Here is a 21,696-nt window from a genome sequence, read left to right on the forward strand (position 1 = left end):
CAGGAACAAGACGCGACGCAGCCGGCCGCCGAACCGACGAGGAAACAGCAGCCGGGCCTACTCAAGACACGCAGGAGCAAGTGGTGATCGAAGAGACCCTCCTCGAGGCCGAGGAGAAGATGGAGAAGGCCGTCGTGGTCGCCAAGGAGGACTTCGCCGCGATCCGCACCGGCCGTGCGCACCCGGCGATGTTCAACAAGATCGTGGCCGACTACTACGGCGCGCTGACGCCGATCAACCAGCTGGCCTCGTTCTCCGTCCCGGAGCCGCGCATGGCCGTGGTGACCCCGTTCGACAAGAGCGCGCTGCGCAACATCGAGCAGGCGATCCGCGACTCCGACCTGGGCGTCAACCCCAGCAACGACGGCAACATCATCCGGGTGACGTTCCCCGAGCTGACGGAAGAGCGCCGCAAGGACTACATCAAGGTCGCGCGGACCAAGGGCGAGGACGCCAAGGTCTCGATCCGCGCCGTGCGCCGCAAGGCCAAGGACGCCCTCGACAAGCTGGTCAAGGACAAGGAGACCGGCGAGGACGAGGTCCGCCGTGCGGAGAAGGAACTCGACGACACCACGGCGAAGTACGTCGCCCAGGTGGACGAGCTCCTGAAGCACAAGGAAGCGGAACTTCTCGAAGTCTGATGAACGACTCTTCCTGGGGGGCGCCGCCACAAGCCGGGTACTGGGGGCCGTCCGAGCAGGGGCCTGCCCAGGGGGCGGCCCCGGCGGGTCCCACGTACGATGCGCATGACGCGCAGCACACTCGGCCCATGCCCACCGCGCCCGACGTACCCGCTCATGGCGGAGACCAGGATGACGACAGGGGGGCCGCTCGGCTGAGCGGCCCCTCGGTCCACAACGACACGCCGCAGGCGGCGCCCTACGGGGATCCGTCGCACGACCCGCAGAGCCCGCAGGAGCCCATGCCCAGCGCCGCACCCGAGCCCGCCCCCGCACCTCAGAAGAAGAGTGCGGGACGCGACCTGGGCGCGGCCATAGGAGTGGGCGTCGGACTGGGCGCCGTGATCGTCGCTTCGTTGTTCGTCGTCAAGGCCGTCTTCGTCGGAGTGATAGCGGTCGCCGTGGTGGTGGGGCTCTGGGAGCTCACCTCACGGCTGGAGGAGCGCAAGGGCATCAAGGCGCCCCTCGTGCCGCTCGCGCTCGGCGGGGCCGCCATGGTCGTCGCCGGGTACGTGCGCGGTGCCGAGGGCGCCTGGGTGGCCATGGCGCTCACCGCGCTGGCCGTCCTGGTCTGGCGGATGACGGAACCGCCCGAGGGCTACCTCAAGGACGTCACGGCGGGGGTCTTCGCGGCCTTCTACGTGCCGTTCCTGGCGACCTTCGTGGCCATGATGCTCACGGCCGACGACGGCCCGCGCCGCGTGCTGACCTTCCTGCTCCTGACGGTCGTCAGCGACACGGGCGCGTACGCCGTCGGCTGGCGCTTCGGCAAGCACAAGCTGGCTCCGCGGATCAGTCCCGGAAAGACCCGCGAGGGTCTGTTCGGAGCGGTCACGTTCGCGATGGCGGCGGGTGCGCTGTGCATGCAGTACCTGATCGACGGCGGCACCTGGTGGCAGGGTCTGATCCTCGGCCTCGCGGTCGCGGCCAGCGCCACGCTCGGTGACCTCGGCGAGTCCATGATCAAGCGGGACCTGGGCATCAAGGACATGGGCACCCTGCTCCCGGGCCACGGCGGCATCATGGACCGGCTGGACTCCCTGCTCCCGACGGCTCCGGTCGTCTGGCTGCTGCTCGTGCTCTTCGTCGGATCCGGCTGATCGTTTTTCCGCACGCGTTTGCGACGCGCGCATCCGTTTCGAGCACATCCACGACACCACCCCTTCGGGTCACCCGATCACCTCACCGTGATCTCCGTGACCCGGAGGGGTGGTGTCGTATGCGCGGGGCCGTCCGTCCTGCCGTTCCACCCGGCGCGGGACGCGGCCACGGCGGCACCGGAGGGAGACGCAGGTCACATTCGCGTCGGTCACATCGTGGCGGGCCGTTCCGTCAATGAGGTGTAGCCACGGGAAACGACACAGGGAGCACACCATGGAAGCCCGTCTGAACCTCTACGCCAGCCCGGTCGCGGCCAAGTTCATGAAGCACATCGTGGCCGCGGGCAGGCCGCTCGCGGAATCGACGCTGCCGCTCGCGACGCAGGAACTGGTGAAGCTCCGCGCCAGCCAGATCAACGGCTGCGGTTTCTGCACCGACATGCACAGCAAGGACGCGGAGGCCGCGGGCGAGACCTCCGTACGGCTCAACCTGGTCGCGGCCTGGCGGGAGGCGACGGTGTTCACCGACGCCGAGCGCGCCGCCCTGGAACTGACGGAGCAGGGCACGCGCATCGCCGACGCGGCCGGCGGGGTCACGGACGAGTGCTGGGCGAACGCCGCCAAGTACTACGACGAGGAGCAGCTCGCCGCCCTGGTGTGCTGCATCGCGCTGATCAACGCCTTCAACCGCGGGAACGTCATGATCCAGCAGCCCGCCGGCGACTACCGGCCCGGCCAGTTCGCGTAACGGGCGGCGGGGCCGGACCGGGGGGCGTCTCCTCCCGGTCCGGTCTCCCGCCGGTCCGGGCGCTGTCCCGCGCGGGCGTGTGCGGGCGTGTGCGGGCGTGTGCGGGCGCGTGCCGAGTGCCGTACGGGTGAATCCGGGCGTTCCCCGGTCGGCGTCGGACGCGACAGCGGGAAGGCCACCCCCGTACCGGACACGTCACGGGCAGGGAGTACCCCTTATGCCGAAGTTCCTCATCCATGCCCGCTACACGCCCGAAGGGGCGAAGGGCGTGCTCAAGGAAGGCGCGAGCGGGCGTCGCGCCGCCGTCGACCACGTCGTCGCGGGCCTCGGCGGAACGGTCGAGGCCATGTACTTCGCCTTCGGGGAGGACGACCTCGTGTGCATCCTCGACTTCCCCGACGCGGTCTCCATGGCCGCCGTCAGCCTCAGGGTGAAGGCCAGCGGCGCGCTCCACACCCGGGCCACGCCGCTCCTCACCCTGGACGAGATCGACGAGGCCGCCCGCAGGGAGGTCGCCTTCCGCCCGCCGGGCGCGTAGACCGGACCGACCGCCGTGGCGCCCGGCGGCGACGGCCGGCTCCCGCCCACGACAGCCGCCGCGAGCGACGGACGCAGGTCACACGAATGGATATGCGACGCTCGCCATGCCCAAGCCCTGTCGAGTCCCAGTTGATGGTTGACGGGTTGGCGTCGGGTGATGCTTGACGTCTGCCCTGGACGATCTTCCGGCGGTTGTGTTCGCCGGACTTGCGGATGACCACCTTCTTCCTGGTCATGCGCGGGACGGTGGTGATCAGCTCGGGGCCGTGGAAGACGCGGATGACACGGATGACGTCCTATACAGGTAGTCAGCCTTCCGGCTGGTCGAAGGTCTCCACTGCCGAGCGGAAGGTGTCCTGTTCCGGCAAGGCGGGGTTGACGAGGACGACGAAGTCGGAGAGTGCAGTCTCGGACGGAGTGCCGTCCTCGTTGACGCTGCCCGGTTCGTCCTCCCACGCGATCAAGTGGATCACTACCGAATAGCGGTCAGCGGGCAGATCACACTGGACGGTACCGGGCCACGCTTCGGCACCCACCGCCTCGATGCCGCTGAGCCACATCTGCCCCGACGAATGGAGAAGGTAGGCGTCTGAAGTGACCAGGCAGTGCCTGCTCTCTCGCTCCGTGAGCTGCGCGAGCCGGCCGACTTCCCCAGTGCGGACCAGCACCCCGAAGGCACCGTCGCTTCGGATGTTGATGGGCACGAAGGCACCGATACGGATGTGCCGCTCAACGTCCTCGTCCTCACCGAGCTGAGGGTCCCAGGTGTCGTAATCGACGATGCCGGTGAAGCGCCGAGGGTCCCACAGAGCCAGCATTCCGGCATCGGTCGCCACCGTGGAGACAGTTTCGACGGTGCGCGGGAAAGCAGTCATCCAGGAATCCTGCCATGCGCCCCGACCATGGCAGACCTCGCTGCCCCAACGCATGCGGTGTCGGATCCCAGCTGATGCCTGACGTTCTGGTCCCAGGTGATGCTTGACGGTGGACCTAGCCAACATGGGAAGCCCCGTGGGGCTTGTTCGCTTTCACGTTACGGACCGGGACGTCGGTCGTGCGCCGGATCACCCGGACCTGCCCGTCCAGATCGACGGTGATCGTCGTGTCCGAGACGTGCACGGTGACGGTCTGCCCTGCGTAGGGGCGGCCGAGCGAAACGACCTGCCGGCAGACCATGACCGTGCCCACCGCACTGACCCGCCGCTGCACCCGCACCGGCTCGATGCCCGGCCGCGGCGGCGGTCCGGCCGGACGCAGGCCCCGCAGCCTGCGGATTTCATCGCTGGTCAGCGGGTTGGGCCGCACCCGCAGCAGTTCCCGCGAGGACAGGTCGAAGAACGACAGCGTCTCGCCGTCGATGCGGATGCCGACCTGGCGGCCGCCGAGGATCTCCGCCGCCAGCACCTGGCGCCCGCCCAGGCCCACCAGGCCGCAGTTGTTCACCACCCGGTCCACCTCGAACGCCACCCCGTCACCGGCAGGCAGCGGAGCCGGACCGGCCACACGTCCACCCCGGGCCGTCAGCCGCCCCAGATCCGCCACCGACAGGTGTGAGCGCACGGTCTTGATCCGCGTCCCAGCGATCAGCAGATGGATCACCAAAGTGTCCGCCCAGAACGTCACCGTCAGCCCCGAGCGGGACGGGCCGAGCCAGAACTGCTTGCCCGCGACCTGCAGATTCCCACTCGCAGGCACCACCCGCTCGAACTCCACCGGCCCGCCCTCCTCCACCCGCACCACCTCGGGCAAAGGGGCAGCAACAGGCGCCGCCCCGACCGGATCGGGCACCGCGGCAGGAGCCGTCCGCTGCTGCGGCACCAGCGCCAGCACTCCGGGAATCCTCAGGCCCAGCACGTCCCGCTCCGACTCGGGAACCGGGGCGAACCGGTCGCCCGGGGACTGCATGTCCAGGGCCTGATGCGGACGCTCGGAGTTGTACTCCCCAACCCAGCGATCCAGCGCCGCCTGAGCCTCCTCGATGCTCTCGAACGCACCGCAGTCGTCGAGGAGTTCGCGCCGCAGCGTCTGATGGAACCGCTCGACCTTGCCCGTCGTGGTCGGAGAGGCCGGCTGGGTCAGGCGGTGCGCGATCCCGTTCTCCCGGCAGATCCGGTCGAACAACACCTCACCACCATGCCCGAACCGGTCGGTGAACTGCTTGCCGTTGTCGGTCAGCACCTCCTCCGGCACCCCGAACGCCTGCAGGGCCCGGGCGAACGCCGCACACACCGCCCGCCCGGTCGCCCGCTCGACCACCGACGCGATCACGCAGAAGCGGGAGTGATCGTCCACCCCGGTCACGACCTTGGCCTCGGTCAGCTCACCGGTCACCGCATCGACCAGCATCACCCCGCCGACGATGTCCATCTGCCACAGCTGCATCGCACGATCCCGCTGCCAGCGCTTGTAATCCGACCGCTTCCGGCGCCGCACCCCCGGTTCCACCAGCCCGTGACGGACCAGGATCCGATACACCGTCATCCGCGACGGCACCGGCATCACCGTCCCGGACCGCTCCAGCACATGAGCGATCCGCCGCGGACCCCACCGCGGGTGCTTGCGCCGCAGCTCACACACGGCCGCCTCGACCTCGGCAGAAGCCTGATGCGGACACGAGGCCGGCCTGCGCGACCGGTCCGCCAGCCCGGCCAGGCCCGAGGCCTGATACCGGGACTTCCAGCCGCTGACCGTCTGCCGGGACACCCCCAACGACGCCGCGACCTCCGTCACCGTCGCACCCGCCAGCACCGCAAGCACAGCCCGGTATCTCTGCTCGACAACCGACAACTCCACCAGCGCCAATCCCGGCCTCCCGCCACACGCCGCAACGACGCGCACAGAAAACCCGATCACGGCCACTGTCAACCATCAGCTGGGACCGAACTGTCAAGCATCACCCGGGATCGGACACGATCAATGCCGGCTCGGCTGGGTGGAATCGCCTTATACCTACGAGGGCTACAAGCGCCACGGCCTGGCCTCAGCCGCTCTCCGGTCTCTGCGCCGCGCGTATCCCGGGCTCCAGTGGCACACGGGAGGTGGGCACTTTAGGGAGTCCGAGCCCTTCTGGGATTCCGTCAGCGTGAACGTTCCCGGGGGCTATGCCCGACGGGAAAGGTGTCATCACGTGGAACCGCGGCGAGCACGCTAGGCGTGAGCACGACCTCACGCCAGGGGGTAGAAGGAGCCGCTGATTAAGCAGTTCGGCGACACGGGCTGCACCACAACCGCACCACAACGAGCGGGGAACAAGGGGGAGTCACGGTGAATGCAAGCGTCGCTTACAAGGCCACAGTTCAGCCGTTCGCCCAGGTCAGCCACCGAATCAGCCCGAAATGCCCTCAGCTTCCCAAGCTGAGGGCGCGAGCCTCGGTGCTGGCGCCCCGCGCTCAGCTGATGACCAGCCCCGCGATGCCGAAAGCGAGTGTGAGGACGAAGCAGATTAGGCTCACTACCGTTGCAAGGCGCGGGACCTCGTCGGTGCGACGGAAGTTGGCCATGACGCCGTTAGACCAGAAGGCGCAGATCGCGACGATTACCGCTGGAACGAAGAGCGGCGTTCCGTGACACACGTATGCGGCACCCACAGCCAACCCAATGAGAACGATCAGCACTTTGTCCCCCTGCTGTCTGCGGCGGCTCCCCAACCCCGCGCGGTGGCCACAGACTAGGGAAGTACTGGGCAGTAGTGACCGGCTTCTGGCAGAGCTCCCGAGATCGGGCTCGTCTGGGCCGTCTCTGGGCCGTCCGAGGTTGCTCAACAGCGGCCAATGACGACCAACGTCGACCACCGGGCGCACGAGCCCACCGCCCCTGAGCTGGGAAGCAGCAGGTCACCAAGATCTCCGGCAAGACCCAGGGCAAGAAGACAGATCATCACTTGCCCCTTGCGACTCTGCCGACTGCTACGACCGCCGCGGGTCTGTCCCCAGGACGGCGGGGTCCTCGGACCGCAGGCGAAACTTTGTGGTTACGCCCAAGCTCTTTCGAGCGGTGAGGTAGAACATGTCACGTTTCTCCTGGAACTGTCTGAAAGCCCGCGTCCAGTCCTCCGGTGTTCCCGAACGCTGGTCACGAGCGAACTGCTCCAGCACCCAGGCATGGCGCTGCAGCGCCCTGGCCGCCGAGATGGTTTCAGCGTCCCCCATGAGGAGGACGGCCTCGAACGCGTAGCCCCGCTCCAGTTCGGCGTCAGCCAACATCGTCAAGCCAGCTTCCTGTGCGAGCGGCTGGGGAAGATCAAACAGCCCTTTGCCTGCAGCCAGGCGCCCCGCCAAGGACGTGAATCTCTTGATCGCGTCTGCGTACCGGAGGTAGGACTCCAGACGACGTTCATCCCATCGCGTCGAGAGTTGGCGACGCCAGCGCGACCTTTCCATGAGGGCTCCGCCCACGTAGGACGCTGCGGCACCAACGAGCACGCCTATCAACGTGAACAGTTGCCCCGACATGGCCCCCCTGTCGATCGGTTCGTTCCCGGGACGACCTTACTGTCAGCTTTGATCGGCTACCCGCTGGCGAGCCAGTGGGTTTCCTCTCTGCAGGCATGCCGTGTCAGTCGCATGTCCGAGCGGATGAGAGCCGTCGTCAAGGTGCCCTGGACTCGGAGGTGTCTGGGGCGTGCTGAGTGTCTAACTGCGTGACAACGCTGACGGACAGCGGCGGACGAGTACGGACGTCAGCGGACCGTCAGCGCAGGTGAGAGCCGAGCCGACCCAAGCAGGCAGCTCCACCCAAGTTGCTTCGGGACGAAGAGGTCACCGCGCCATAGCCATGCCCGATGCGGCAGTGGTCAGTAAGGATCGCCAGTGGATGCATTCCGCGCCCGCTAGCTCGGCAGGGCCGACACGTGAACTACGGCGTACTCAGCTCCCAGCAGTCACCAACATCGCCTGTCTCAGGGTCTTGGGCGCACTCCCAACCGGGGGCGAAGCTCGTGGAGGTGGGTGAGTCCGTTGGCCGCCGTGGCCCGTCATCGGGTGACACCAACATGATCACGGCCGCGAACGCAGCGACCACCAGGATCGCGGCCGGGATGAGCAACAGTCCCTTGAAGGTGAACTCCTCGAAGAACCACCTCACCGACTTCACAGCGATCCCCTCTACGCCGGAATGATGAACAGGCGCGCCTTTGAGGCGGTGCATGGGAGGCGTGGCGAGGTTCTAGCACTTACGGCGCATAGGCTCACCCCCCTCTACGCCTACATTTCAAGAGCTCGCGATCAGCGTACGCCTCAGGCTCCCCAACGTTACTGGCCGCTGCGACGCCGCGAGAGACGCCGCCGCGGGGAGGGGTTGAGCACTGCGCGCACCGCGTTTCCGAAGTCGGCGGCTGAGGTTCGGACGGGGCTGTCGAAGGTCCCGTCAGTCGAGTGCGCCAGGGCTGGGCCGTCCCTGGGCCGTCCGAAGGTCGCCGAGGCCACCGGTGACGACCGACAGTGACAGGTGGGTCGCAAAGATCAGCGGCAGATCCCCAGGTCACAGCCCCCCGACCCAACGGGTTTTCCCCAGGGGCTAGCCGTCAGGCAAGATGGGGCGCTTCTTTCCGCCGGACAGCAGCGCAGTCCGGCACGTCCTGGGGGACTTTCGTGATCATCGCTGTCTCGGACGGGCATGACCCGGCCTACCAGCTCCAGACGAGCTTGCTCACGCTGTTCTTTGGCATAGCACTCATCAGTGTCGGACGGACGCTACGGCGAACCGGACGGCTGCCTGCGTATCTCGACTTCAGACAGCAGGCGTCGGGTTCGCTTGTGCCGCAAGAGGGCAAGAGTGCCGGCGCTATGAAGCTCGGAGCAGCCGCGATAGTCATGGGTGGGTTCTTCCTCTTCGGCACTGTGTGCCTCGTACTCGGCGCGCTGGATGTGTTTGGTCCCTGAGGGCCAGGCCCCGCCAGAGCGCGCGCCAGCCTCAGGTGAGTGTCTAACTGCGTGACAACGCCAGCAGCAGACAATGACGGACGGATGCGAACGCCAGTGGACTGGCAGCGCAGGCACCAGCCCAAGGCCGAACACTCACCCAAGTTGCTTCGGGACGAAGCAGTCATCGCCCAAGGTCTGACCATCGCGTCAGCCCTCAAGCTCCCCAATTCTCGGCGTGCTCCCTTAGGTAGTCGGCGAGTTCGGGCGGATGGAGTTCGAGCCTTCTCACCACTGACGTCTCCAACGCGACTCGCACCGGCGAGAAGTCGCCTATGTCAGGATCATCAAGCTCAGGGCCGCTGCGGCGGTTGAGATCCATGTGCAGCACGTCAGCACGAAAGAAGTGCTGTATGACGGTGACCTTGTCGCCCGGCTCGATCAAGGTCAGGAACTCGCTTGCCGGGCCGATCGTGGCACCGATCTCTTCCATCACTTCACGGCGTAGAGCCGCTTCAAGGTCGGCATCCTCAGCTTCGACGCCCCCACCAACGGTCGTGTAGTAGGAGGTGCCGCCCGGCCATCCTCGGCGCAGGAACACCAGCTGACCGCCATCGAGTAGAACCGCACGTACGTTGTGACGGACCTTCATACGCTGACGGTAGTGCGCCCACGCCGACGAGGAGGCCCGAACCGAACAGACACGAACGGGGATGGGCCCGGCGTACCACTGGCGCACCAGAACGAGCGGGGAACAGTGGGGAATCACGAGGAAGGGTCCCAAGCCCAGCAGGGCCGCTCATCCACCGTTCACACAGGTCAGCGCCCGTACCGTCCCCAAATGCTCACAGCTTCCCAAGCTGATGGCTCAGGCATCGTTGTCCCGGATCGGCCGTCGAAGCATGCGCTGGTCGACGGGCGATGACGTGGCTGAGCCTGGTGGGAGTACAGCGAGGCTACGCGCGCCTGGTCGGTCGGCGCGCCCGCCGTCGTGGCTGACTTTCGGTGGCTGAGGTTCAGGCGGTCGCAAAAGGGTTCGTCTCTGCCTCGGTGTGCGATGCGTCTGCACCGGGTCGGCGCAGCGCGACGGGGAGGGGGCCCGGGTTGGTCTTCGGGCTCCCTCCCCGTATAGAAGGGAGGAGCGTCATCGGCAAGCGTCGTTGTACGGCCGCTTCTTCAGATGCTGTGCGGTTCGTTTACCGCCAGTAGGTGACCGCGGCTGATTGCGACGCGGAGGACGTCTCGTAGGGCCCCGGTCAGTTCCTTCGCCAGCCGTTGTTTTTCCTCCGGGTCCGCGTCCTGGTCGTCGAGGGTTTCGGAGGCTCGCTCCAGCAGCTTGGCGGCCGTGCCGAGTTGGACCGATTCGATGTTGTCCGCCAGGCGGGACATGAAGCCGTCCCGGTCGTCGGTGCTCAGGTAGCAGGGGTTTCCGCCGGGGCCCGACCACGGGAGGAGTCGCAGTTCGTCTTGTGCCGTCATCCTTGCGTCTGCCCTTCGTCGATCATGTGGTGGGTGGTGAAGGCCGCGTCAATGCGGTCGCCGGGGAAGGCCAGCAGTGCGGCTTCAACAACGCGCCCGGCGGAGTCTGTCGCGGTGCGCGTGATGGCGAGGATGGGCACGGTGGAGCCGATCCGAAGGGCCCATACCTCATCCGGTGTCGGTGGGCGGGCGCATACCGTCTCCCGGACAACGGCCGGCGCAGGACCGAGCACGGCGAATCTCGTGGCTGCTTCCCCGTACGTGGATTCGTTGCCGAGTGTTCCGGCCGGTGCCAGGTCGCGCGGGATGTAGATGCGAGCCAGTCCGTGCGGTGACGCTCCTTCGAAGCTGAGGCACGAGAACTCGGTGAGAGGGCTGCCCGCAGGGACGTTGAGCAAGGTCGTGAGCTGTCCGTGTGCTGGAACCGGGGTGGTGCGAACGGTGACACGCAGGGCCGCTTCGGCGGCGGTCCACGGGTCCAGGGTTCCCCAGCCGCCGACGTACATGATCTTGCGAAGGGGGAGGCGGACGAAGTTGCCCTTGCCGTGGATCTTCTCGACGAGGCCCTCTCCCTGAAGCACGGAGAGAGCTCTTCGTAGCGTCACTGTGCTGACCTTGTACCGGTCGGCCAAGTCGGCTTCGGACCGCAGGCGTTCACCGGGCTGGATACGGCCGGTCGCGATCTGGCGGCGGAGGTCGTCCGCGATGTTGTGGTGACGAGAGGGCACGGACATGGTCACCGCCTTCTCAGCGAGCGCACGGCGAGGAGCCGGGTGCGTGCGTGGATGGTCAGCAGTTCGCCCGACTCGAAGACCAGTTGCTTGGCCCCCTGGGGGAGTTGGAAGAGGTCTCTCACCCGGGCGGCGTGGCCGCCGACTTGGATGACGTCGCCGCGCTGCACGGTGGCCGCGGTGACCTCGACGCTGGCGACCAGCGCGCCGCCGGGGGCCCATGCACTCATCGCTCCACCTCTGCGGCAGGGAATCGGTCGGCTGACGGGTGGCACGGACAGTCGCATGCCTCATAGATCACCGGGAGGTCGACCGGGGCCGCAGCCGGGGAGGACTCCGCGCAGGCCGGGTGCGTGCCGATGCGACAGGCGGTCGAGCGGTAGGGGACGGCCGAGGCGTCCGCGATGCCGAGATGTCGGCGGGACCGCATTGAGGGCATCAGTGGACCCCCGCGAGGGCCGACCACGCGCTGTTCGGCAGATGGGGAGCGACGACCACCGAGCGCGTGCGCACACGCTTCTCCCGGGCCAGCACGTACGGGCGGACGAGTGCGATGTCTTCAGCCGCGAGCGAGTGTCGGCGGTCTGAGTCGGTGGAGGTCCGCCCCAGGATGGCCGTCACCGTGTCAGCGGATGCGGGGAGAGCGGAAGCGGTCGGCCGGTGGACGGCCGTTAAGGGGCGGCTGTGCCTGCCCTTGGCGGAGTGACGCGCCCTGGTGCGGGAGACGGCGCGGCGGATACGGTTGAGCACGCTGGTCAGCTCCTATCGCTGATGGCCCGGTCCCCAGACATCGCCCGTCGTGGGGACCGTTCTGCGTACGACCGCCCAGAGGGTGCGGCCGTTCAAGCTGGTGGCTAGGAGCCCGAACCGGTCGGCCTCGGCCACCACGTCCAGGACCTCCCGCCATGACTCGGCGGAGAGCCCGTCCGGAACCTCTGCTTCTACCGACGTGTGACGGCGGTGTTCCTCCACTCGCGCGGGAAGCCCGAGGGCGGACAGGCGGGCGGCGATGGCCGCCGCGCTAACTCCCGAAGCGGGCACAGGACAGCCTCCGTCACCAGCGATCACTTTCAGTGAAGCTAGTTAACTAGATTAGGGCTAGTGGACTAGATTTTCCATATGCCTGAGCAGCCGCCCTATCTCCGCATCGCCGACGAACTCCGGCGCCGGATCGCGGAGCACGTATGGGAGCCGGGTGACCGTCTGCCCTCCCGCACCCAGATCGGCCAGGAGTGCGGCGTGGGCGAGAACGTGGTCCGCCGGGCGCAGGAGCTGTTGATCTCCCAGGGGTTGCTGGAGGGACGCGCCGGATCCGGCACCTACGTCGCCGAGCCCCGGCAGCGGGTGCGGGTGGTCCGGTCGGCGGCGCGGGAGCGGCGCGACGGGTCACCGTTCCGGGCAGACATGCGAGACATCGGCAGGGCGGGGGACTGGGAGAGCCGGACCGACGCCAAGGTGCCGGCGCCCGCCGACATCGCCGCGCGGCTCGGGATCGACGAGGGTGAGCTGTGCGTCCGGACGACGTACGAGTTCCTGGCCGACGGCAGGCCGGTGCAGCTCTCGACGAGCTGGGAGCCGTACGACCTCACCGCAGGCACGCTCGTCGTCCTCCCCGAGGGAGGGCCGCACGCCGGAGCCGGTGTCGTGAACCGCATGGCCGCGATCGGTGTCACCATCAGCCACGCCGTGGAGCAGCCGGAGCCGCGGACGGCGACCGCCGAAGAGGCGTCGCTGCTCGGCATCCAGAAGGCCGCGCTGGTCACGCACATCCGGCGGACGTACTACAGCGACGACGGACGGCCCGTCGAGACGGCGGACATCGTGGTGCCCGTCGCTCACTGCGAGATCGTCTACGAGATTCCGATCAATCGTTGATCGTTGATCGTTGATTGTCGGTGGAGGCGGGGCGTCGCGGGTGTCGATGCCCCTCGTCCGTCCCCGACTCTTCCCTGCCCTCGTTCGTAGCTGGTCAGGGGTCCCGTCCAAGATCATTCCTGGGCCGTCCCTGGGCCGTGCGAGGTCGACGGAAGCTGACAGAGGCCGCCCAGGGGTGACCGTCCCTACCCCTCTCTGGCCTGGGGCCCCGCGGATGATCTGCGACACTGGAAGGGTTATGCCTGCACCCGGAGAACTCACCTTTGTCGCGCCGCGCGGAGCCAAGAAGCCGCCGCGGCACCTCGCCGATCTCACGCCCGCCGAGCGCAAAGAGGCGGTTGCCGCGATCGGTGAGAAGCCGTTTCGTGCCAAGCAGCTCTCGCAGCACTACTTCGCCCGGTACGCGCACGACCCCGCCCAGTGGACGGACATCCCGGCCGCCTCGCGCGGCAAGCTCCAGGAAGCGCTGCTTCCCGAGCTGATGACGGTCGTGCGGCACCTGTCGACCGACCAGGACACCACCCGCAAGACCCTGTGGCGGCTCTTCGACGGCACGCTCGTCGAGTCCGTGCTGATGCGTTACCCGGACCGGGTGACCATGTGCATCAGCTCGCAGGCGGGCTGCGGGATGAACTGCCCGTTCTGCGCCACCGGACAGGCCGGCCTCGACCGGAACCTGTCGACCGGCGAGATCGTGCACCAGATCGTCGACGGCATGCGGGCGCTGCGTGACGGCGAGATCCCCGGCGGGCCGGCGCGGCTCAGCAACATCGTCTTCATGGGGATGGGCGAGCCGCTCGCCAACTACAAGCGGGTGGTCGGGGCGATCCGGGCCCTGACCGACCCCGAGCCGGACGGGCTGGGGCTGTCGCAGCGCGGTATCACCGTCTCGACGGTCGGCCTCGTTCCCGCGATCAACCGCTTCGCGGACGAGGGCTTCAAGTGCCGGCTCGCGATCTCCCTGCACGCCCCGGACGACGAGCTGCGCGACACCCTCGTCCCCGTGAACACGCGGTGGAAGGTGCGCGAGGTGCTGGACGCCGGCTGGGGATACGCGGACCGGTCCGGGCGCAGGCTGTCCATCGAGTACGCGCTCATCCGCGACATCAACGACCAGGCGTGGCGTGGTGACCGGCTCGGGCGGATGCTCAAGGGCAAGCCCGTGCACGTCAACCTCATCCCGCTGAACCCGACCCCGGGCTCGAAGTGGACCGCGTCGCGGCCCGAGGACGAGAAGGCGTTCGTCGAGGCGATCGCGGCCCACGGCGTCACGGTGACCGTCCGGGACACCCGGGGCCAGGAGATCGACGGAGCGTGCGGCCAGCTCGCCGCGACCGAGCGGTAGTCTGAGTCGAGTCGGCCCGTCCGGTAGTCCGACATCATCATGGTCGGACGACTCCGTCGTCCGGCATCTCCACCGTCCGACATCTTCATATTCCGACAGGGGAGCGCCACAGCGCTGAGAGTGCGGGACAGACCGCAGACCCTCTGAACCTTGCCCAGGTCATTCTGGGTAGGAAGTTCGGTCGTTACTCAAGCTGTTGCGCCCTGCCCGGGAACCGTCAGAGGTCCCGGGCGGGGCCGCGTCTCTTCCTGGTCACCCAGGAGGAATCAGTGATCACCAACATCAGCGGCGGCAGACGGCTCGCGGTCATGGCCGCCGGGCTCGGTCTCGTCGCGCTGCCCGTGCTGACCGCGTGCAGTTCGTCCGAAGCCTCCGGCTCGGGCGGATCCAAGACGGTCACGCTCGTCAGCCATGACTCGTTCGTCGTGTCGAAGAGCGTGCTCAAGGACTTCGAGAAGCAGTCCGGGTACAAGGTCCGCGTCCTCAAGGACGGCGACGCCGGGCAGGCGGTGAACAAGGCGATCCTGACCAAGGACAACCCGCAGGGCGACGTGTTCTTCGGCGTCGACAACACCCTGCTCTCCCGCGCGCTCGACAACGGACTGTTCCAGCCGTACGAGGCGAAGGGAGCGGACCTGGTCCTGCCCGAGTACCGGATCGACCAGGACAAGCACCGGGTCACGCCCATCGACTCCGGCGACATCTGCGTCAACTACGACAAGGCGTACTTCAGCGAGCACAAGCTGAAGCCGCCGCAGTCCTTCGACGACCTGGTCGATCCCGCGTACAAGAACCTCCTCGTCACCGAGAACGCCGCCACGTCCTCGCCGGGCCTCGGCTTCCTGCTCGGCTCCGCCGCCCACTACGGCGACAAGGGCTGGGAGGACTACTGGAAGAAGCTCAAGGCCAACGGGGTCAAGGTCGTCGACGGCTGGGAGCAGGCGTACAACGAGGAGTTCTCGGGGTCCGCGGGCGGCAAGAAGGCCAAGGCCGACCGGCCGCTCGTCGTCTCGTACGCCTCCTCGCCGCCCGCCGAGGTCATCTACGCCGACCCGAAGCCCGCCACGGCCCCGACCGGGGTCGCGACCGGCACCTGCTTCCGCCAGGTGGAGTACGCGGGGCTGCTCAGCCACGCCGGGAACGCCAAGGGCGGCAAGGCGCTCCTCGACTTCATGATCGGCAAGGAGTTCCAGGACGACATGCCGCTCAGCATGTTCGTCTACCCGGTGCGCGAGGCCGCGCAGGTGCCGCCGGAGTTCACGCGGTACGGTCCGCCGGCCAAGGATCCCGAGACCCTGGCGCCCGCGAAGATCGCCGCCGACCGCGACCAGTGGGTCAAGTCGTGGACATCGCTCGTACTGAAGTAGCGGACGGACCGGCGCGGACCGGCGGACCGGGCGGAGCCGCCGGGCGGGCCGGTGCCGGCCGGGCTCCGCGCCGGGCCCGTCGGCAGGACGCGGCGCGGTTCGCCCTGATGGCGGGGCCCGTCGCGTTCTTCGCGGTGTTCTTCGCCTATCCGGTCGCGGCCATCGTCTCGCGCGGGCTCCACGGGGACGGCGGCTGGCAGCTCGGCCGGATCTGGGACGTCGCGACCCGGTCCGACATCCGGCACGTGCTGTGGTTCACCACCTGGCAGGCGCTCGCCTCGACGGCGCTCACGCTGCTGGTCGCGCTCCCCGGCGCGTACGTCTTCGCGCGCTTCGACTTCCGGGGCAAACAGGTCCTGCGAGCCGTGGTGACGGTGCCCTTCGTGCTGCCGACCGTGGTCGTCGGCACGGCGTTCCTCGCGCTGGTCGGCCGGGGCGGGCTGCTCGACGAGCTGTGGGGCCTGCGCCTGGACACCACGGTGTGGGCGATCCTGCTCGCGCACGTCTTCTTCAACTACGCGGTCGTCGTACGGACCGTCGGCGGGCTCTGGTCGCAGCTCGACCCGCGCCAGGAGGAGGCCGCGCGCATGCTCGGCGCCTCGCGCCTCGCGGCCTGGCGCAGGGTGACGCTGCCCGCGCTCGGCCCCGCCGTGGCCGCCGCCGCCCTCATGGTCTTCCTCTTCACCTTCACCTCGTTCGGTGTGGTGCAGATCCTCGGCGGTCCCACCTTCTCGACCCTGGAGGTCGAGATCTACCGGCAGACCTCCGAGATCTTCGACCTCACCACGGCCGCGGTGCTGACGATCGTCCAGTTCACGGCGGTCGGCGCGATCCTCGCCGTGCACGCGGCGACCGTACGCCGGCGGGAGACCGCCCTGCGCCTGGTCGCCCCGGGCACCACCGCGCACCGGCCGCGCGGTGCCGCGCAACGGTCGCTCCTCGCGGGCGTGCTGGTGAGCATCGCCGTCCTGCTCGTGCTGCCGCTCGCGGTCCTCGTCCAGCGGTCCTTCGACGCCCCGGGACTCGGCTACTACCGGGCGCTGGCCGACGACGACGGAGGCGTCTTCCTCGTCGCCCCGATCGAGGCGGTCGGCAACTCGCTGGAGTACGCGCTCGCCGCCACCGCCATCGCGGTGCTGATCGGCGGCCTGGCCGCCGCCGCCCTCACCCGGCGGGCCGGCCGGCTGATGCGGGGCTTCGACGCGCTGCTGATGCTGCCGCTCGGCGTCTCCGCGGTGACCGTGGGCTTCGGGTTCCTCATCGCCCTGGACGAGCCGCCGCTCGATCTGCGCGCGAGCTGGATCCTGGTACCGCTGGCGCAGGCGCTGGTGGGCGTCCCCTTCGTCGTACGGACGATGCTGCCCGTGCTGCGCGCGGTGGACGGGCGGCTGCGGGAGGCCGCGGCCGTGCTCGGGGCCTCGCCCTGGCGGGTGTGGCGCGAGGTCGACCTGCCGATGGTGCGGCGGGCGCTGCTGATCGCCGCCGGGTTCGCCTTCGCCGTCTCCCTCGGGGAGTTCGGGGCGACCGTCTTCATCGCCCGGCCCGACAACCCGACGCTGCCGGTCGCCGTGGCCCGGCTGCTCGGGCGCGCCGGTGATCTCAACTACGGCCAGGCGATGGCCCTTTCGACGATCCTGATGGTGGTGTGCGCGGTGGCGCTGCTGCTGTTGGAGCGGGTACGGACCGACAGGACCGGGGAGTTCTAGATGCTGCTGAGCCTCGAGGGCGCGACCGTGCGCTTCGGCGGGCGGACCGTGCTCGACGCCGTCGACCTCGACGTCGCCGAGCACGAGACCGTGTGCGTGCTCGGGCCGAGCGGCAGCGGCAAGTCCACGCTGCTGCGGGCGGTGGCCGGACTGCAGCCGCTCGACGCGGGCCGGGTGGTGCTGGACGGACGGGACCAGGCGGCCGTCCCCGCGCACAAGCGGGGCGTCGGCCTGATGTTCCAGGACCACCAGCTCTTCCCACAGCGGGACGTGGGCGGCAACGTCGCCTTCGGACTGCGGATGCACGGCACGTCGAAGGACGGACAGGCCGCGCGGGTGGGGGAGCTGCTGGACCTCGTCGGTCTGCCCGGGGCCCGGGACCGCGCCGTCGCCTCGCTCTCCGGCGGCGAACAGCAGCGCGTGGCGCTGGCCCGCGCGCTGGCGCCGCGTCCCCGGCTGCTGATGCTCGACGAACCGCTCGGCCAGCTGGACCGCTCGCTGCGCGAACGGCTCGTCGTCGAACTCCGCCACCTCTTCGGTGAGTTGGGTACGACGGTGCTCGCCGTCACGCACGACCAGGGCGAGGCCTTCGCGCTCGCCGACCGGGTCGTGGTGATGCGCGACGGGCGGATCGCCCAGTCCGGTACGCCGCTCGAGGTCTGGCAGCGGCCCGCGGACGCCTTCGTGGCCCGTTTCCTCGGCTTCGACAACGTGGTCGAGGCGACGGTGAGCGGGACGGCGGCCGACACCCCGTGGGGCGAGGTCCCGGTGCCCGAGGGGGCGGCCCAGGGGCCCCGCACGCTCCTCGTGCGGCCCGCCGGCGTACGGCTCGTGGCCGCGGCGGACGGGCTGCGCTGCACGGTCGCCGCACGCACCTTCCGGGGCACGCACGTCGCGGTGCGGCTCCAGCCGGAGGGCGCGCCCCGCCTCGAGGCGGCGTGCGCGCTGCGGGACGCGCCGGAGCCCGGGGACGTGGTCGGGGTGCGGTTCGACGCCGCCGAGACCGTCGTCCTCGGGGCTCCCGCGGCGCAGCCCGCCGTGAAGGGCCCGGTGCCGGGGGCGGGCTGAGCGGAACGTCCGGACAGCCGTGTGGCCCGCCCCCTCGACGGGGGCGGGCCACACGGTCGTTCAGGAGGTGGTTCAGCTCGCCTTCGAGGCGCCACGACGGCGCATGCCGAAGAAGACCGCTCCGCCACCGACGAGGACGAACGCGCCGGCGATGCCGGCGATCATCGGGGTGTTGGAGTTCGCACCGGTCTCGGCGAGGTTGGACTCACCGGCGGCCGCGGACGGCTGGTTGTCGCCCGGGGTGGCCGGGGCGGCGCTGCTCTCCGACTCGGAGGGGCCGGCGGCCGGGGCCGAGGGGGCTTCCGAGGAGGCGGACTCCGACGGCTCGGGGCTCGCCGACGGGGACGGCGACTCCGACTTCGTGGAGCAGGCCTCGTCCTTCGTCACCAGGTTCGGAGAGATGTCCTTGTCCACGATGCCCGGGACGCTGACATGGATCCGGTACTCGGCCTTGGGGGCCCAGTCCTCCGAGAAGGAGATGGTGGCGCCGTCCTTCTTGCCGATGACCTTCTGGGCGTCTCCGACCTGGTGGTCGTCGGCGCCGTTACGCTCCAGGAAGACCGTGATGGTGGCTTCCTTGGCGGAGGGGTCGACGTCGGTCACCGTGATGATGCCCTTCCCGTTGCCGTCACAGGTGGCGGCGGCCGAGAAGTCCTTGATGCTGCAGGCGAGTGCGTTGCCGGCGACGCCGAGCGCGAGCGCGGCAGAGGCGGAGGCAACGCCGAGGATTCGCACGGAACGTGCGGTGCGTCGAGATATGGACACGATTGCCCTTCACAGGTTGCGCAACTGCGGGGGGTGTTGGGGGATTTGCTGTGAATCATTCCAGCAACAGGGCCCCCAGCGGTTTCACAGGTTTATAAGCGTGACCTAAGGGCTGTCAATGTGTATGCCCCGCCTCGCCATTGGCTTTGCCGAGTTGTTAACCTCCGAGGTGTTTGAGCGCCTGCGGAGCGTCATCGACCCCGTCGACGAGGGCGATCCGCGACTCCATCGCACGCTCCCGGGCCAGCGACTTGAGCAGTTCCCAGGCCGGGAACCTCTCGGTCCAGTGCGCACGGTCCACCAGGACCATGGGGGTGGGCTCGCCCCTGGACCCGTAGTAGTTGGGGGTCGCGTTGTCGAAGATCTCCTGGACGGTCCCGGCGGCGCCCGGCAGGAAGACGACCCCCGCGTTCGCGCGGGCCAGCAGTCCGTCCTCACGGGTCGCGTTGGCAAAGTACTTGGCGATGTGCGCGGCGAAGGCGTTCGGCGGTTCGTGGCCGTAGAACCAGGTGGGGACGCCGATCGAGGGGCCGCCCGAGGGCCAGCGCTCGCGCACCTCGAACGCGGCGCGGGCCCAGTCGGTGACGGACGGGGTGAACGACGGGACGGCGGCCAGCACGCGCAGCGCCTCGTCGAGCATGCCGTCGTCGAACGGGGCGGCGTACGCGCCGAGGTTCGCCGCCTCCATGGCGCCGGGGCCACCGCCGGTGGCGACCGTGAGTCCGGAGCGCGCGAGGGTGCGGCCGAGTCGCGCGGCTCCCGCGTAGGCCTCGGTGCCGCGTGCCGTGGCGTGGCCGCCCATCACCCCGACCACCCGTACGCCGACGAGGAGTTCGTCGAACGCGTCCGAGACGGAGTCGTCGTGGAGGGCGCGTATCGTCGAGGCGAATATGTCGCCGTCGGCCCTGGTCCGCCGGAACCAGTCGTACGCGCGGGCGTCGGGCGTCGACTCGTACCCGGCGTCGAGCGAGGCGAAGAGTTCGGCGGGGGAGTAGAGACGGCCCCGGTAGGGATCGAGGGGAAGGCCCGGCACGGGCGGGAAGACGAGGGCACCCGAGAGCCGGACCCGCGCGGCCGCCTCGGGCTCCATCGGGCATCCGAGGAAGACGGCGTCCGTGGTGTCCACGGCGAGCAGGTCCCGCGTACGGCCCGTCAGATCGACCGCCTGGACGCGGAAACCGGCGAGAGAGCCGCCGGCCGAGACGACCTCGTCGAACTCGGCGAGGGATTCGATCTCACGGTCGTGGGAGGAGTGGAGAGGAGTCGGCAGCACGCGGCCATGCTAGGGGCTGCCGCCCGAGGTGCACCCGGTATCCGGGCCTTCCCGGAATCGCGACCCGGCCCGGGCCCGAGTCCCCGCCGAGACGGACGGACACCTACGCGCCGGCCCCCGCCCCCGACTCCGCACCCGCACTTGACCCTGACTCCGCGCCCGCGCCGGCGTCCGACCCTGACTCCGTGTCCGTGCCCGTGCCCGGCTCCGCGCCAGCGCCGGACCCTGACTCCGCGTCCGACCCGGACTCTGCACCCAGCCCTGGCTCCGCGCCGGGCTCCGCGCCAGCGCCCGACCCTGACTCCGTGCCCGACCCGGACTCTGCACCCAGCCCTGGCTCCGCGCCAGCGCCGGACCCTGACTCCGTGCCCGCGCCCGCGTCAGACCCCGACTGCGCACCCAGCCCTGGCTCCGCATCCGTGCCTGGCCCTGTGCCCGGTCCGGTTCTGGCCCTGCGGCAGGTCCAGTTCCAGCCCTGCGGGCGGTTCGGTTCGGTCCGTGTTCGGGGTGGTGGTTCGTGCGGGGGGCCGCGATGGCCGGGGCGGGGAACCGGAGTGCGGTGATCCGGGGAGTTGCCGCGTCAGCCGGGTTCGGGTGGTGCGTGGGTGACGCTCCGGCAGGTGTCTCGTGGTGCGGAGGGGCGGGGCCGGGGCTCTCGGGCAGACCCGCCGGGGCCGGTGCGCGGACCCCTGTACCGCGCACCGGCCCCGGAACACCGCCCGGTCCGCGAGGGGTTCAGCCCTGGACCGCCGCCGGGTCCATCCACATGACCTCCCAGGTGTGCCCGTCCAGGTCGTCGAAGGCGCGGCCGTACATGAAGCCCTGGTCCTGTGCCTCGCCGGTCCCCGAGCCGCCCGCCGCGATGGCGGCGTCGACCAGCTCGTCGACCTTCTCGCGGCTCTCGGCGCTCAGACACAGCAGCACCTCGCTGGTCCTCGTCGCGTCCGCGATCTCCTTCTTGGTGAAGTCCGCGTAGCGCTGCCTGCTGAGCAGCATCGCGACGATCGTGTCGCTGATCACCACACAGGCACAGTCGTCGGTGGAGAACTGGGGGTTGATCGTGTAGCCGAGCTCCGTGAAGAACTGCCTCGAGGCGGCGACGTCGGACACGGGCAGGTTCACGAAGATCATCTGCTGGTACATACGAGGTTCTCCCGTCGG

The 21,696-nt window shown here is 69.3% G+C and carries 23 protein-coding genes and 1 riboswitch; of the genes, 10 read left to right on the forward strand and 13 right to left on the reverse strand.

From position 1 onward, the window contains the following. Positions 1 to 83 precede the first annotated feature (83 nt). From frr to ACICHK_RS28490, 4 genes are all read left to right on the forward strand, one after another. Positions 84 to 641, forward strand: a complete 558-nt coding sequence (frr, locus tag ACICHK_RS28475) for a ribosome recycling factor (RefSeq protein ID WP_151472174.1) — start codon at positions 84 to 86, stop codon at positions 639 to 641. Then, complete coding sequence (locus ACICHK_RS28480; protein WP_151472175.1) at positions 641 to 1,780, forward strand: phosphatidate cytidylyltransferase; 1,140 nt, start codon at positions 641 to 643, stop codon at positions 1,778 to 1,780. The genes frr and ACICHK_RS28480 overlap by 1 nt, the downstream gene beginning before the upstream one ends. Positions 1,781 to 2,054: 274 nt before the next feature. Next, the gene (locus ACICHK_RS28485) at positions 2,055 to 2,528 is read left to right on the forward strand and encodes a carboxymuconolactone decarboxylase family protein (protein WP_151472176.1); all 474 of its coding nucleotides are present in this window, start codon (positions 2,055 to 2,057) and stop codon (positions 2,526 to 2,528) included. 217 nt (positions 2,529 to 2,745) lie between these two features. Beyond that, positions 2,746 to 3,066 carry a GYD domain-containing protein gene (locus tag ACICHK_RS28490; protein WP_406839079.1) on the forward strand — a complete coding sequence of 107 codons (321 nt, stop codon included), beginning with the start codon at positions 2,746 to 2,748 and terminating at the stop codon, positions 3,064 to 3,066. A 310-nt stretch (positions 3,067 to 3,376) separates the two neighbouring features. On the opposite strand, the gene ACICHK_RS28495 is transcribed toward ACICHK_RS28490, so the two are convergent. From ACICHK_RS28495 to ACICHK_RS28510, 4 genes are all read right to left on the reverse strand, one after another. Continuing rightward, a complete protein-coding gene (locus ACICHK_RS28495; protein WP_406839080.1) occupies positions 3,377 to 3,943 on the reverse strand; it encodes a hypothetical protein in 567 nt (188 codons plus the stop codon). A gap of 115 nt (positions 3,944 to 4,058) precedes the next feature. After that, positions 4,059 to 5,870, reverse strand: coding sequence for an IS481 family transposase (locus ACICHK_RS28500; RefSeq protein ID WP_406839081.1), 1,812 nt, complete (start codon positions 5,868 to 5,870; stop codon positions 4,059 to 4,061). A gap of 587 nt (positions 5,871 to 6,457) precedes the next feature. After that, positions 6,458 to 6,682 carry a hypothetical protein gene (locus ACICHK_RS28505; RefSeq protein ID WP_406839082.1) on the reverse strand — a complete coding sequence of 75 codons (225 nt, stop codon included), beginning with the start codon at positions 6,680 to 6,682 and terminating at the stop codon, positions 6,458 to 6,460. 291 nt (positions 6,683 to 6,973) lie between these two features. Beyond that, positions 6,974 to 7,519 (reverse strand): hypothetical protein, encoded by a 546-nt coding sequence (locus ACICHK_RS28510; protein WP_406839083.1) that lies wholly within the window; start codon positions 7,517 to 7,519, stop codon positions 6,974 to 6,976. A 1,137-nt stretch (positions 7,520 to 8,656) separates the two neighbouring features. On the opposite strand from ACICHK_RS28510, the gene ACICHK_RS28515 reads away from it, so the two are divergent. Next, entirely contained in the window at positions 8,657 to 8,947 is a 291-nt protein-coding gene (locus ACICHK_RS28515; RefSeq protein ID WP_406839084.1) for a hypothetical protein, read from the forward strand. A 196-nt stretch (positions 8,948 to 9,143) separates the two neighbouring features. On the opposite strand, the gene ACICHK_RS28520 is transcribed toward ACICHK_RS28515, so the two are convergent. The 6 genes from ACICHK_RS28520 to ACICHK_RS28545 form a co-directional block, all read right to left on the reverse strand. Further along, on the reverse strand, positions 9,144 to 9,578 hold the full coding sequence (locus tag ACICHK_RS28520; protein ID WP_406839085.1) for an NUDIX domain-containing protein: 435 nt from the start codon (positions 9,576 to 9,578) through the stop codon (positions 9,144 to 9,146). A gap of 524 nt (positions 9,579 to 10,102) precedes the next feature. Beyond that, entirely contained in the window at positions 10,103 to 10,405 is a 303-nt protein-coding gene (locus ACICHK_RS28525) for a hypothetical protein (protein ID WP_406839086.1), read from the reverse strand. Next, the gene (locus tag ACICHK_RS28530; RefSeq protein ID WP_406839087.1) at positions 10,402 to 11,145 is read right to left on the reverse strand and encodes a GntR family transcriptional regulator; all 744 of its coding nucleotides are present in this window, start codon (positions 11,143 to 11,145) and stop codon (positions 10,402 to 10,404) included. The genes ACICHK_RS28525 and ACICHK_RS28530 overlap by 4 nt, the downstream gene beginning before the upstream one ends. Further along, positions 11,142 to 11,366 (reverse strand): hypothetical protein, encoded by a 225-nt coding sequence (locus ACICHK_RS28535; RefSeq protein WP_406839088.1) that lies wholly within the window; start codon positions 11,364 to 11,366, stop codon positions 11,142 to 11,144. Before ACICHK_RS28535 ends, ACICHK_RS28530 begins: the two co-directional genes overlap by 4 nt. A gap of 208 nt (positions 11,367 to 11,574) precedes the next feature. After that, entirely contained in the window at positions 11,575 to 11,757 is a 183-nt protein-coding gene (locus ACICHK_RS28540; RefSeq protein ID WP_406839089.1) for a hypothetical protein, read from the reverse strand. Between the two features lie 141 nt (positions 11,758 to 11,898). Continuing rightward, positions 11,899 to 12,177, reverse strand: a complete 279-nt coding sequence (locus ACICHK_RS28545; RefSeq protein ID WP_406839090.1) for a hypothetical protein — start codon at positions 12,175 to 12,177, stop codon at positions 11,899 to 11,901. 78 nt (positions 12,178 to 12,255) lie between these two features. Between ACICHK_RS28545 and ACICHK_RS28550 the strand changes: the two genes are divergently transcribed. The 5 genes from ACICHK_RS28550 (at position 12,256) to ACICHK_RS28570 (ending at position 18,497) form a co-directional block, all read left to right on the forward strand. Beyond that, entirely contained in the window at positions 12,256 to 13,011 is a 756-nt protein-coding gene (locus ACICHK_RS28550; protein WP_406839091.1) for a GntR family transcriptional regulator, read from the forward strand. 238 nt (positions 13,012 to 13,249) lie between these two features. After that, a complete protein-coding gene (gene rlmN, locus ACICHK_RS28555) occupies positions 13,250 to 14,356 on the forward strand; it encodes a 23S rRNA (adenine(2503)-C(2))-methyltransferase RlmN (protein WP_406839092.1) in 1,107 nt (368 codons plus the stop codon). An 87-nt stretch (positions 14,357 to 14,443) separates the two neighbouring features. Next, positions 14,444 to 14,549: riboswitch (TPP riboswitch) on the forward strand. Positions 14,550 to 14,664: 115 nt separating this feature from the next. After that, the gene (locus ACICHK_RS28560) at positions 14,665 to 15,723 is read left to right on the forward strand and encodes a thiamine ABC transporter substrate binding subunit (RefSeq protein WP_406841339.1); all 1,059 of its coding nucleotides are present in this window, start codon (positions 14,665 to 14,667) and stop codon (positions 15,721 to 15,723) included. Beyond that, a complete protein-coding gene (locus tag ACICHK_RS28565; protein WP_406839093.1) occupies positions 15,699 to 17,429 on the forward strand; it encodes an ABC transporter permease in 1,731 nt (576 codons plus the stop codon). The genes ACICHK_RS28560 and ACICHK_RS28565 overlap by 25 nt, the downstream gene beginning before the upstream one ends. Beyond that, positions 17,430 to 18,497, forward strand: a complete 1,068-nt coding sequence (locus tag ACICHK_RS28570) for an ABC transporter ATP-binding protein (RefSeq protein WP_406839094.1) — start codon at positions 17,430 to 17,432, stop codon at positions 18,495 to 18,497. 72 nt (positions 18,498 to 18,569) lie between these two features. Here the strand turns inward: ACICHK_RS28570 and ACICHK_RS28575 are convergent, their stop codons facing one another. The 3 genes from ACICHK_RS28575 to ACICHK_RS28585 all read right to left on the reverse strand — a co-directional run bounded on the left by ACICHK_RS28575 (position 18,570) and on the right by ACICHK_RS28585 (position 21,678). Continuing rightward, complete coding sequence (locus ACICHK_RS28575; RefSeq protein WP_151472181.1) at positions 18,570 to 19,232, reverse strand: LAETG motif-containing sortase-dependent surface protein; 663 nt, start codon at positions 19,230 to 19,232, stop codon at positions 18,570 to 18,572. A gap of 187 nt (positions 19,233 to 19,419) precedes the next feature. After that, positions 19,420 to 20,532: an LOG family protein gene (locus tag ACICHK_RS28580; RefSeq protein WP_406841340.1), complete on the reverse strand. Its 1,113-nt coding sequence runs from the start codon at positions 20,530 to 20,532 to the stop codon at positions 19,420 to 19,422. Between the two features lie 738 nt (positions 20,533 to 21,270). Beyond that, positions 21,271 to 21,678 (reverse strand): VOC family protein, encoded by a 408-nt coding sequence (locus tag ACICHK_RS28585; RefSeq protein WP_151472183.1) that lies wholly within the window; start codon positions 21,676 to 21,678, stop codon positions 21,271 to 21,273. Between the last annotated feature and the right edge of the window lie 18 nt (positions 21,679 to 21,696).

Source organism: Streptomyces sp. AHU1 (genome assembly GCF_045343905.1).
GTDB classification, from domain to species: domain Bacteria; phylum Actinomycetota; class Actinomycetes; order Streptomycetales; family Streptomycetaceae; genus Streptomyces; species Streptomyces triticiradicis.